Origin of the sequence: Clostridium cavendishii DSM 21758, assembly GCF_900141845.1 — a bacterium.
Lineage (GTDB): Bacteria > Bacillota > Clostridia > Clostridiales > Clostridiaceae > Clostridium_AG > Clostridium_AG cavendishii.
Genome location: NZ_FQZB01000012.1, coordinates 202,193 through 217,011, shown reverse-complemented (window position 1 = coordinate 217,011; position 14,819 = coordinate 202,193). Strand labels below are relative to the sequence as shown.

3 protein-coding genes are annotated in these 14,819 nt (G+C 25.2%); all 3 read left to right on the top strand.

Annotated features, from left to right (window positions below; genetic code table 11):
- A partial coding sequence (locus tag BUB01_RS14790) for a non-ribosomal peptide synthetase (protein WP_159433261.1) occupies nt 1–1,988 on the top strand: 1,988 nt, incomplete at its 5' end.
- A gap of 14 nt (nt 1,989–2,002) precedes the next feature.
- Entirely contained in the window at nt 2,003–9,805 is a 7,803-nt protein-coding gene (locus BUB01_RS14785; protein ID WP_159433260.1) for a non-ribosomal peptide synthetase, read from the top strand.
- Nucleotides 9,806–10,273: 468 nt separating this feature from the next.
- The gene (locus BUB01_RS14780) at nt 10,274–14,761 is read left to right on the top strand and encodes a non-ribosomal peptide synthetase (RefSeq protein ID WP_072989489.1); all 4,488 of its coding nucleotides are present in this window, start codon (nt 10,274–10,276) and stop codon (nt 14,759–14,761) included.
- The last annotated feature ends 58 nt before the right edge of the window (nt 14,762–14,819 follow it).

Sequence of the window (14,819 nt, the reverse complement as noted above, 5' to 3'; positions counted from 1 at the left end):
AAAAAGTAAACGTGAGAAGAGATGCAAGTAGAAATCCATTATTTGATGTTATGTTTATAATGCAGAATATGGAGATGAACTCATTAGAATTAGAAGGATTAAGAATTAAAAACTATAATTTTAAAAATAATATAGCTAAATTTGATATAACAATGACGGCAATAGAGGGAAAAGATGATATATATTTAAATTTAGGATATTCTAAGAAGCTATATAGAGAAGAAACTATAGAAAGAATGAAGAATCATTTTTTAAATTTAGTTAACAAAATAATCATTAATAAGAATATTAAAATTAAAAATATAGAGATAAGTAATGAAGAAGAAAAAGAGCTAATTCTAAATAAGTTTAATAATACTACAGTTAATTATCAAAGTGATAAAACTATTCAACAGCTATTTGAAAAGCAAGTGAAAAAGACACCTGATAATATAGCTATAGTATGTGGAGATAAAAAAGTAACTTATAGGGAGTTAAATGAAAGAGCTAATAGCATAGCAAGAACATTAAGGAAAAAGGGTGTCATACCAAATAGTATAGTAGCTATAATGTTAGAACGTTCAATAGATATGATGGTAGGTTTATTTGCAATATTAAAATCGGGAGCATCGTATTTACCAATAGATCCAAGCCATCCAGAAGATAGAATAAAATATATGATAGAAGATAGTAAAACTAATGTACTTTTAACAGAAGGTAAGTTTAGTGAAAAAATTAAGTTTAATGGAGAAGAAGTATATTTAGATAATAAAGAATCGTATTCAAATGACTTAAGAAATTTAAAAAATGTCAATGAATCTTCAGATTTAGCCTATGTGATATATACATCTGGTTCAACAGGAAAGCCTAAGGGAGTTATGGTAGAGCATAAGCAAGTTAATAATTTTATTCATGGAATAGAAAAAGAAATAAATATTAAGTCATATAAGAATATGTTATGTGTTACTACAGTATCCTTTGATATATTTGTGCTTGAAAGTATAGTACCACTATCGTATGGATTAACAATTACGATTGCAAAAGAAAATGAGCAAGTAGATGCTATCTTGTTAAATCAAATAATAATTAAAAATAATATTGATATATTACAAGCAACACCATCAAGAATGCAACTACTAATTGAAGAAAATAGTTTTAAAGAATCTTCTAAAGTTATAAATAGTGTATTAGTAGGAGGAGAAGCAGTACCATTATCTCTACTAAAAGAATTGCAAAAATATTCAAATCTAAAAATATTTAATATGTATGGGCCAACAGAAACTACAATTTGGTCAGCAGTAAAAGAGATAAGTGAAGATAAGCAAATAACTATAGGAAAACCTATAGCAAACACTAAGATATATATAGTAGATAAAAATAATAATGTACAACCTATAGGTGTAGCAGGAGAATTATGTATATCTGGAGATGGAGTAGTTAGAGGATATTTAAATAATGAAAAATTGACAGCAGAAAAGTTTATAGAAAATCCATATAAACCTGGAGAAAGGATGTATAAAACTGGAGATTTAGCAAGATGGTTATCAAATGGAAGTATAGAGTTTTTAGGGAGAATAGATCATCAAGTTAAGATACGTGGTTTTAGAATAGAACTAGGGGAAATAGAAAGTAAATTATTAGAAATAGAAGCAATAAAAGAAGTAATAGTTGTAGACAAAGAAAAGAATGATAATAAATATCTTTGTGCTTATTATGTAGGAGATAAAAACTATACAGTAAATGAACTGAGAACCGTTTTAGAAAAAAATCTTCCTGAGTATATGATTCCTTCGTATTTTATGAAACTAGAAAACATGCCTTTAAATACAAATGGAAAGATATCTAGAAATGAATTGCCAAATCCAGATATAGATATTGTAACAGGTGCAGTATACGAGGCGCCAAGAAATGAAACAGAAGAAGCTTTGGTAAAGATATGGGAAGAAGTATTAGGGGTAAATAATATAGGAATAAATGATAATTTTAAAAAAATCTTCCTGAGTATATGATTCCTTCGTATTTTATGAAACTAGAAAACATGCCTTTAAATACAAATGGAAAGATAGATAGAAATGTATTACCAAGTCCAGATATAGATATTGTAACAGGATCAGTATATGAAGCAGCAAGAAATGAAACAGAAGAAGCTTTGGTAAAGATATGGGAAGAAGTATTAGGTGTAAATAATATAGGAATAAATGATAATTTCTTTGAGCTTGGAGGACACTCATTAAAAGCAACAATATTAGTAGGTAGAATCAATAAAGAACTAGAAGTAGAAGTACCATTAAAAGTGATCTTTGATTGTGAAAATATAAAAGGACTTAGTGAATATATATCAGTTACTAGCAGAAAAGAATATGAAAAAATAGGTAAAGTAGAAGAAAAAGAGTATTATGAAGCATCTTCAGCACAAAAACGGGTTTATATGTTACAAGAACTTGATAAAGAAAGCACAGCATATAATATTCCAGGAGTTATAGAAATACAAGGAAGTCTTGATTTAGAAAGGCTAAATAAAACCTTCTTGAAATTAATAGAAAGACATGAGACTTTAAGAACAAGTTTCGAAACTATTGATGACAATATAATACAGAAAATACACAAAATGAAATCAATAGAATTTAAAATAGAAGAAATAAAAGCAGAAGATGAAGCTGAAATAAAAGATCAAATAAATAAATTTATACAACCTTTCAAATTAGATAAGGCACCATTATTAAGAATAGGATTAATCAAGATAAAAAAAGATAGGCATATACTTGTATTTGATATGCATCATATAATCTCAGATGGTATATCTATGAGGATTTTAACAAAAGAATTTGGAGCTATATATTCAGGAAAGGAATTAGAAAAATTAAAGATACAATATAAGGACTATTCTGAATGGCAATTAAAGAAAAGAAGAAGTGAAGAATTTAGAAGACAGGAAGAATATTGGCTTAATGAATTTAGAGAAGCAATACCAGTATTAAATTTACCAACAGATTATAAAAGACCTAAAATCAAGAATTTTAAAGGAAGTAGTATAAAATTTACTTTAAATAAAGAAATGACGAGACGTTTAAGAAATTTAGCTAAGGAAACCGGAACTACTATGTATATGGTTTTATTAGCAAGTGTAAATATATTACTATCAAAATATAGTGGACAAGAAGAGATAATAGTTGGTACTCCAATAGCAGGAAGAAAGCATAGAGACTTAGAAAATATAATAGGTATGTTTGTAAATACGTTAGTTATAAGAAACAATATAAATGCTAAATTAAGTTTTAAAGATTATTTAAAAGTCATAAAAGAAAAAGCTCTGATGGCTTATGAAAATCAAGATTATCAGTTTGAGGATCTGGTTGACAAGTTAGAAGTAGTAAGAGATTTAAGTAGAAATCCATTATTTGACGTTATGTTTGTACTTCAGAATATGGAAGAATCTAACGTAGAGATAGAGAATTTAATATTTAGACCATATGAACAAAAAAATGATGTGGAAAAGTTTGATATAACAATAAATGCAGTTGAAGGAATGAGTAAAATTTACTTTACTTTAAGTTATGCAACTAGTTTATATAAACATGAAACTATGGAAAGAATGGCAAAACATTTCATAAATGTAATAAAAGAAATATTGAGAAATATAGAAGTTAAAATTGATGATATAAATCTTTTAGATCAAGATGAAAAGAATAAGTTATTGATAGAATTCAATAAGACAGTATCAGATTATCCAGAAAATAAAACAATAAATGAATTATTTGAAGAAGAAGTAAATAAGAATCCAAATAATATTGTGGCTGTATTTGAAGAAAATGAAATAACTTATAAAGAATTCAACGAAAAAGCTAATTCATTAGCTAGAATTTTAAGAAAAAAAGGTATTGGTCCAGATGATATTGTAGGAATAATATCAGAACATTCTCTAAACATGATAGTAGGAATAATGGCAGTAATAAAGGCTGGAGGAGCATATTTGCCTATAGATCCATACTATCCAGAAAATAGGATAGAATATATATTAAATAATAGTAAAGCAAAAATTATATTAATACAAAATAAATTTAAAGAGAAAATAAAATGTGAAGCTCTTATATATGATTTAGACGATGAAAAACTGTATAAGGGAGATGGAACTAATCTAAATAAAACTGCTAATGGAAGTAATTTGGCATATTTAATATATACATCAGGAACTACTGGAAAACCTAAAGGCGTTATGATAGAAAATAAAGCATTAATAAATTATGCTTTATATGCAAAAGAACATTATTTAAATGAACAAGATGTATATATGCCACTATATACTTCAATAGCATTTGATTTGACTATAACATCTATTTTCGCTCCTTTAATAAGTGGAAATAAAATAGTAATATATGAAGAAAAAGATATTAATGTATTAATGAAAAAAGTATTTCAATCCAATAAAGAGGCAGTTATAAAAGCAACACCTGCGCATTTAAGTTTATTAAAAGAAATCCCTAATATTAATAGGAAAATAAAGAAAATCATTGTAGGAGGAGAAGAACTAAAGGAAGAGTTATCAAAAAAAATAAGTGATATATTTCATAATCAGATAGAAATAATAAATGAATATGGCCCTACAGAAGCTACTGTTGGATGTATAGCGCACAAATATAATTATAGAAAAGAATATGATAATACAGTATTTATAGGTAAACCAATAAATAATTTTCATATTTATATTGTAGATAAGAAGAACAAAATAGTTCCTATAGGAATAATAGGAGAAATTTGTATAAGTGGAGCAGGTCTTGCAAGAGGATATTTAAAGAATAAAAAGCTAACAGAAGAAAAATTTATAGAGAATCCATATGAAATAGGACAACGAATGTATAAAACAGGAGACTTAGCAAGATGGCTACCAGATGGTAATATAGAATATCTAGGAAGAATGGATAATCAAGTTAAAATACGTGGATTTAGAATAGAACTTGGAGAAATAGAAAGCACTTTATTAAATATAGATGGAATAAACGAAGCAGTGGTACTAGATAATGATAAGGATGGAAGTAATTATTTATGTGCATATTATGTGGCAGAAAAAGAATATAGTGCAGAAAAATTAAGAGAAAAATTAAAAAATCTATTACCAGATTATATGATACCATCATATTTTATAAGCTTAGAAAATATTCCTTTAACTAAAAATGGAAAAGTTGATAAAAACTCTTTGCCAAATCCAAAGGATGAAATTAATATTGAAGTAAAATATGAGAAACCAAAAAATGAGATAGAAGAAAAGTTGGTAAAAATATGGCAAGATGTATTAGGAGTAAGTAAGATAGGAATAAATGATAACTTTTTTGATCTTGGAGGACATTCCTTAAATGCAACAATAGTAGTTAGTAGAATTAGTAAGCAATTAAATGTAGAAGTTCCGTTAAGGGAAATATTTATTCTAGGAACAATAAAAAGTTTAAGTAAATATATTTTGTTAGCTAATAAAGAAAATTATGAGAAAATACCAAAAGCAGAGGAAAAAGAATATTATGAAGCATCTTCAGCACAAAAAAGAATATATGTACTACAGCAATTTGATAAAGAAAGTACAGCATATAATATTCCAGGTGCTATAGAAATAAAAGGAAGGCTTGATATAGAGAAATTAAACAAAACTTTCTCAAAATTAATAGAAAGACATGAAACTTTAAGAACAAGTTTTAAAACTATTAATGATGACATAATACAAAAAATACACAAAATAGAATCTATAAAATTTAAAATTGAGGAAATAGAAGTAAAAGATGAATCTGAAATAAGAGAAAAGGTAAGTGACTTTATAAAATGCTTTGATTTAAGTAAAGCACCATTAATAAGAGTAGGGTTAATTGAGTTAAAGGAAGACAGATATATCCTTATATTTGATATGCATCATATAATATCTGATGGAATTTCTATGGGAATATTAACAAAGGAATTTGGAGAAATATATGGGGGAAAAGAACTAGAAGGTTTAAAATTACAGTATAAAGATTATAGTGAATGGCAAAATAAGATTCAACAAAAGGAGGAATTTAAAAAACAAGAAAGTTATTGGTTAAAGGAATTTGAAGGAGAGATACCAATATTAAATATGCCTACTGATTATAATAGACCATTAGTTCAAAGTTTTAAAGGAGATAGTATAGATTTTACTATAGGAAAAGAAGAGACTAAAATATTAAGAGAAATAGCAAGAGAATCCGGAAGTACAATGTATATGGTTTTACTCTCTGCATTTAAAGTACTTCTATCAAAATATAGTGGACAAGAAGAGATAATTGTAGGAACACCAATAGCAGGAAGATATCATTCTGATCTCGAAAATATAATAGGTATGTTTGTAAATACATTAGCAATAAGAAGTACAATTAATGAGGAAGATACCTATGAAGATTATTTATATAAAATAAAAGATAAATTGTTTAGTGCATATGAAAATCAGGATTATCAACTTGAAAATATTGTAGAAAAAGTGAATGTAAAAAGAGAATCAAATAGAAATCCATTGTTTGATATTGCATTTACAATGCAAAACATGGATAGTGGACTAATAAAAATAGATGAACTCAAATTTAGGAAATATAATTTAGGGGATAATACGGCTAAGTTTGATATAACAATGACAGCTGTGGAAATAAATGATTGTATATATTTAAATTTATGTTATGCAACTAAATTATATAGAAAAGAGACGATAGAGAGGTTTAAAGAAAGCTATCTAGCTATAGTAGCACAAATAATTATAAACAGAAGATTAAAAATAAAAGATATAAAAATTATAAGCGAAAAAGAAACAGAAAAGATTCTATTGAATTTTAATAATACAAAAGTAAATTACAAGCGTAATAAAACAATACAGGAACTATTCGAAGAGCAAGTATTAAAAACTCCAAATAATATAGTGGTAATATTTGGAGATAAGAAGTTAACTTATAATGAACTTAACCAAAAAGCAAATTCTTTAGCAAGAATATTACGGGAAAAAGGTGTAGAGCAAGATGTTATAGTAGGAATAATGCCAGAACGATCTATTGAAATGGTTGTAGGAATAATGGCTATACTAAAGGCGGGAGGAGCATATTTACCTATAGATATTCAATATCCAAAGGATAGAATAATATATATGCTTAAGGATAGTAATGTTAAAATATTATTAGAGCAGAACAGCTCAATTGATATCACTGGTTTAAAATGTGAAGTATTGAATTTGAATAATGATAAATTATTTAATTCAAATAATAATAATAATCTTAAGATATTGAATCATAGTAATGACATGGCGTATATAGTATATACGTCAGGAACCACTGGAAAGCCAAAAGGTGTTATTATTGAACATGAGGGAATAGTAAATTTAAGTAATTTTTTCACAAATGATTTAAAAATAAGTTCAGATAAAAAGATATTACAATTTGCAAGTATAGCATTCGATGCTTTCTCATGGGAATTATACATGGCTATTCTATGTGGGGCAGAGCTTCATATTATACCTAAAGAAGTATCAATGAATATGTTGCTTTTAAACAATTATATAAAACGCAACGAATTAAATATATTAACGTTGCCCCCATTTATAGCTGATAAAATTGATATAAATGATTCTAAAATTCAATTGGTTATAACTGCTGGAAGTGAAGTTAAAAAAGTATTGGTTAATAAACTATGTAAAAAAGTAAAATATATAAATGCTTATGGTCCTACAGAAAGTACTATTTGTACAACTATATGGAGATATGAGAAAAATTTAAATGATACTGTGCCAATAGGAAAACCAATAAATAATATTAGAGTATATATTATGGATAAAAACAATAATTTGCAACCTATAGGGGTACCAGGTGAGTTATGTATATCAGGAGATGGATTAGCTAGAGGATATTTAAATAGGCCAGAGTTAACAAGCGAAAAGTTTATAGAAAATCCATATAAAATTGGAGAGCGAATATATAAAACTGGAGATTTAGCAAGATGGCTACCAGATGGAAATGTGGAATTTTTAGGAAGAATAGATCATCAAGTTAAAATACGTGGATTTAGAATAGAACTTGGGGAAATAGAGACTAGGTTATTAGAAATAGAAGGTATAAAAGAAGTAACGGTTTTAGCTAATGATAATGATGAGAATAAGTTTCTTTGTGCATATTATGTAGGAGAAAGAAGATATACAGTAAGTGAGTTTAGAAGTATTCTAAATAATAGTCTTCCAGAGTATATGATTCCATCATATTTCATAAAATTAGAAAGTATGCCTTTAAATACAAATGGAAAGATAGATAGGAAGGCATTACCAAATCCAGAAGATGATATTCTAACAAGTTCAGTATATGAAGCGCCAAGAAACGATATGGAAGAAAAATTAGTAGCTATTTGGAGTAAATTTTTAAAGGTAAGTAATATAGGCATAAATGATAATTTCTTTGAACTTGGAGGTAATTCATTAAAGGCAATTCAGTTAACTATTGCGATGAATTCTGATTTTGATGTTGAGGTAAATGATATTTTCAAAAATCAGACTATAAAAAATCTTGCACAGAATATTTCATATAATAAAGGAAAACTCAAAAAACAGATACAAAAAATAAAAGATATTATAGTATCAAAAGATAAATTAAATAATTATGATTTTAATGAATTAAGGAAAGAAGCTTATTTAAAATATAATGAAAGGTGTATTTTAGATAGGAAAATAAATTTAGAACAAAGAAAATATTATAAAAACATTTTGTTAATTGGAGCTACAGGGTATCTCGGCATATATATTTTGAAAACCCTCCTTGAAACATCAAATAGTAATATATATTTGATAATAAGAGGTAGAGATAATAAAGAGGCTGAAAAAAGGCTAATTGAAAAATTTGAATATTATTTTGATGAAAAAATTTATGGAGACTATAGTCAAAGAATTAATGTATTATGTGGAGATATAACCAAGAATGAATTTGGATTAGATTATCTAGATTATAATAGACTTACGAAAACTATAGATTGCGTTCTTAATTCTGCTGCAAATGTAAAACATTATGGAAATTATGAAGACTTTTATGATATTAATGTGCTTGCAGTATCAAATTTATTAGAGTTCTGTTATCAAAATAAGAAAAAGGATTTTAACCATATATCTACACTAAGTGTTGGGTCTGGACATATAGAAAATAGTAAATACAGATTGTTTACAGAATTTGATATTGATGAGAATCAAATAATAAAAAATTATTATATAAAGAGTAAGCTTGAGGCAGAAAAATTGATTTTAAAAGCACGACAGAAAGGAATTAATACTAACATTTTTAGGGTAGGTAATTTGGTGTTTGATTCTACAAGTGGTAGGTTTCAGAAAAATATAGAGGATAATAATTTTTATGAATTTATTAAATCACTTATTGAATTTGGAAGTTATCCAGGATTTGGAGCGTTTTACTATGATTTTTCTTTTATAGATCATACAGCTAAAGCTATTACATTATTATTTAATGTAATAGAATTAAGTAACCAGGTATATCATATATCTAATCCTAATAAAATTAGTTTAGTAAATGTCTGTGAACTTATTCAAAAATATGAGCCTAATTTCAAGAAAAGAAAGACAGAAGATTTTTTAAATGAATTATATTTAAGTTTTGAAAACAATTCATTTAAATACAATATAAGTAAGATAATAATGAATTTGAATATTTTGGGGGATGGTAGAGAAACAACCAATTTTGAAATAACAAGCAAAAGAACAAATGATTTACTAAAAAAAGTTGGATTTTCATGGGATATAGTTGATGAAATTCATATAAAAAGAATGATAGATCATTGTAAAAAAATAGGTTATATATAAAATAAATATTTAATTGTATAATACTTCAATATAAGACTGAAAAATATATTTTCAGTTTTTCACCGAATTTATTTTAAGTTAAAATTTTAGTTTAAAATAAATTTGGTGTGATTTTTTATATTATTAATAGTGTTTTTTGGATTTTAAATAAAGAGAAACTTTAAAAATACTTTCTTTATTTAAATTTTGCCAAATTTTCATATTAAAAATCTTTAAATAAAATGAATTTATTAAATATAATTCGAAAAATTTCGTTATTAGTGAGAGTATATAAATACCCTTATTTCAAATTAATATAATATTTGACATAAAATATAAAATAAGTTAAAATTATTAATAATTTCATTTATATTCATAATAGTATGAGGATAAGTAATCAAAAAATAATATTAAAAAATGAAAGTTATAAATAATTATTAGAAATAATTTTGAAGAGTTCACTATTAATTTAGAAAGGAATCTTTAGTTATGGAAACTAATAAAGTAAAATATTATGAATTAACACATCCACAAAAGAGAGTTTGGTATATAGAAAAAATTAATGATAATTCTCAATTGCATAATATTGGTGGCTATTTGAAGATAAATGGGAGTATTGATTTTGAAATTTTAGAAAAAGCTATTCAAATACTGATAAAAAGAAACTCTGGAATAAGAATAAATATTGTGGAAAAAAACGGGAAGCCATATCAATATATAAAACCATATAAAGATCAGAAAGTTGATTTTTTTGATTTTAGTGACCAGGACAAAGCTAAATTAAAGTTTGAAAAATGGGTCAAAAATGTATTTGAGAAACCTTTTAGATTAAATGGAAATAATCTATATTATTTTGCAATGTATAGAATATCAAAACAAGAGTGTGGTATTTTATTAAATATTAATCATATAGTTGCAGATGGTTGGGCTATAAGTATTATTCAAAAGGAAATTTGTGAAATATATAAAGCCTTAATAAATTGTGAGGATATATTAAATTCCAAGAAATATTCGTATATTGATTATGTTGAAAAAGAGAAGAAATATCTAGGTTCAAGTAGATTTTTAAGAAATAAAAGTTTTTGGAATGAAAAATTTAGTAGTTTGCAAGAAGAAAGTTTATATAAAAGTTCTACTAAAGTACAAGGAGATAGAAAGAACTTTGTTATAAATAGTGGTATTACAAAAAAAATGAGAAGTTTTTTAAATGAAAGAAAAGTATCGATGAATACCTTTTTTGTAGCTGCAATGGCTATTTATTTAAATAAAACAACAGAAAAAAAAGAAATTGTTATAGGAAACCCGGTATTTAATAGATTGGATAGAAATGATAGAAATACAGTAGGAATGTATACTAGTACAATGCCAGTTAAATTAGTTATTGATAATAACTCTTCTATAGAAGAGTTATTATCTTATGTGTCATCAGAATTAAAGTTATGTTTTTTAAATCAAAAGTATCCTTACGATCTTTTAATTAAAGATTTAGAATTAACTAAAAAAGGATATGATAGCTTATTTAAAATGTCTTTAAATTATTATAATGGAACCTTTATTAATGATATCAATGGTATTCCTGTTGAAGTGAAGGAATATTATAATGGGAATCAAAATTATTCAATCCAACTAGTGGTCAAAGAATTTGAAAATGATAATATAGTTTTAAGTATAGATTATAAAGTAGATGAGTATAGCGAAGAGGAAATATCATATATTTATAAGTATTATATGAACATTATAAATCAAATTATAAATAATAAAAATGTGAAAGTTAAAGACATAAATTTGTATGATGAATTGGAATATTTTAATAAAATAAATAAATTTAATCTAACAAAAACTATTTATCCTAGAAATAAAACAATCTATCGACTAATTCAAGAACAGGTTGAAAAAACACCAAATAATGTAGCAATAATATTTAATAATGAAAAATTAACTTATAAAGAGTTAAATGAAAAAGCAAATCAAGTTGCATGGGGGTTACACAAATATGGAATTTTCAAAGGTAATGTAGTAGCAATAATAGCAAATCATTCAGTGGAATTAATAATATTTATTTTAGCAGTTTTGAAAACAGGAGCAACTTACTTGCCTATAGAACCTAAATATCCAATTGATAGAATAAATTATATGTTAAATGATTCAAATGCCAAGTTAGTATTAACTAATTTAGAGTCAGAAATTCAATATGACTTCAAAGGAGAAGTATATAATTTAAAATGTCATCTATTTTGTAATGATAGAATATCTAATTTAAACATAGAAGAAGATGTGAATAGTTTGGCTTATATTATATATACTTCAGGATCAACTGGGAAACCTAAAGGAGTTATGATTAAACACAAGAATTTAGTAAATTATATTTATTGGGCAAATAAAATGTATATAAAAGATGATAATGAAGTATTTGCTCTATATTCATCTATATCATTTGATTTAACTATTACATCTATCTTCACGCCGTTGATTTCGGGACACTCAATAATTATTTATGAAGGTAGTGAAGATGAATTTGTTTTATATAGAATATTGGAGGAGAATAAGGTTACAATAATTAAGCTCACACCGTCTCACTTAACTCTTATAAAAGATATTGATAATACAAATTCTAGGGTGAAAAGGTTTATAGTTGGAGGTGAAGTTCTAAAAAGAAACTTATGTAAAGCAATTCAAAAAAGCTTTAATAACAAAATTGAAATAATTAATGAATACGGACCAACTGAAGCAACTGTTGGATGTATGATATATAAATATGATGAAAAAGATAATAAAGGGTCCACTGTACCAATCGGGAGCCCTATTGATAATACTCAAATTTATATTTTAAATAAGCAGTTAAGTTTAGTTTCAACAGGAATTGTTGGAGAAATATATATATCTGGTGATGGGGTGGCTACAGGATATTTAAATAAAGATGAATTGAGTCAAGAGAAATTTATTAATAATCCATTTATTTCTGGGAAAAAGATGTATAAAACAGGGGATTTAGCTAAGTATTTAAATGATGAGTGTATAGAATATGTGGGGAGAATTGATAATCAAGTAAAAATAAGGGGCCATAGAATTGAACTTGAAGAGATTGAAAAAGCTTTATTGGAGCATAATTTAATAAAAAATGTGATAGTAATTGAGAGAAAAGATAATAATGATAATAAATTATTATTTGCATATATAATAAGTGAAAAGGAAATACCATATAAAGAACTTAAAGCTTGGCTTTCAAATTATGTTCCTGAATATATGCTGCCTAATAGATTTATATATGTAAAAGAATTTCCATTAACATCAAATGGGAAGATAAATTATAATATGCTTCCAATGGATAATATTGTAGAGAAAGAAGTTATACCATTTAAAAATGAGTATGAAAAACAGTTAATAAGTTCTATGAAGGAAGTTTTAGGAATTAGTCATATAAGTATAAAAGACAATTTTTATCAATTAGGAGGGGACTCAATAAAAGCAATTCAACTTTCTTCAAAACTTAAAAATAAAGGTTTAGATATAAAAGTTAAAGATATATTATCAAAGGATAATGTTTATGAAATAGCATCAACTATCAAGAACAATAATAAAATGTTAGTTTATGATCAAAAACTTTCTGAAGGTAATATAAGGAAAACTCCTGTGATTGAATGGTTTTTTTCACAAGAATTTAATGAAAAAAATCATTATAATCAATCTGTAATGATAGAATCTTTAAACACAAATAAGTTAGATAATATTGAAAAAGCAATTAAAAAAATTGTTGAACATCATGATGTATTAAGGTTAGGTTATAATAAAAATACCAATCAATTATTTTACAAAAATGAAAATGTAGGTAAAAAAGTTGGGGTCAATATTTATGATTTAACAGATATTGATGAAAATAAAAGAAATCAAAAGCTTATAGAATTAGGATATCTTCAAAAATCAAGTTTGAATTTTGAAAAAGATTATTTGTTTAAGGTAAGTATATTTGATATTGAAAATAAAAAACAATTAATTTTATTAACAGCGCATCACTTATTGGTGGATGGTGTTTCTTGGAGAATATTGGTAGAAGATTTCATTAATTGTTTAATTAGCTTTGAAAGTAATAGTAGATTAATATTACCCTCAAAGACAAGCTCTTACCAAGAATGGGCTGATAAATTGTATGAATATAGTAAAAACGATTTTTATGAAGAAAAAATATATTGGAATAAGATATTAGAAAAGAAAATAAGTTTTCCTATAGATTTTGATAAGGGAATAGATAGTATAAGGACTTCTCAAACTGTTGATATAGTTATTGATTCACAGTTAACTAAAGAAGTTATTAAACAAGCGTATGATATTTATGGAATAGATGTAAATGAAATTTTAATTATTATGTTAGCTATAACTATTAATAATATAAGTAATGAGAGAGAGATGTTAATTGAGTTAGAACGACATGGTAGAGAAATAATAGATGATTCTATAGATATCAGTAGGACAGTTGGTTGGTTTACAAGTATGTATCCTTTGTATTTATATATAGAAAATGAAGAGTTAAATTATAAAATTAAAAATTTAAAAGAGCAAATAAGAGTTGTACCAAAAAAAGGATTTAATTATAGTATTATTAAATATTTAAAAAAAGAATTTAATAATACTAACCTAAAGTTAGTAAGATTTAATTATTTAGGAGACTTTGATAATATATTAAAAAATAATAAATTTACAATATCATTTATTAATAGTGGACAAGATATAGGACCTAATAATCATTTAACTTCTTTATTAGATATAAATTCACTGATTTTGAATGAAAAATTAAATATAAATATTACTTATAGTAAAAATAAATTTAAAGAAAAAACAATAAAGGATTTTGCAGATAAATATGTGAAAAATATTGAAGAGTTTGTTGAATACTGCAAGAAAAGAGATTGTAAAGAATTTACACCATCAGATTTTGACGGTGTTGATATTTCACAAGATGATCTAGATAATTTATTTGATTAATTTATAAAAAGTAAAATGTATAATTACAAAATGTGTAAGTTGTAAATTAAGAATATAT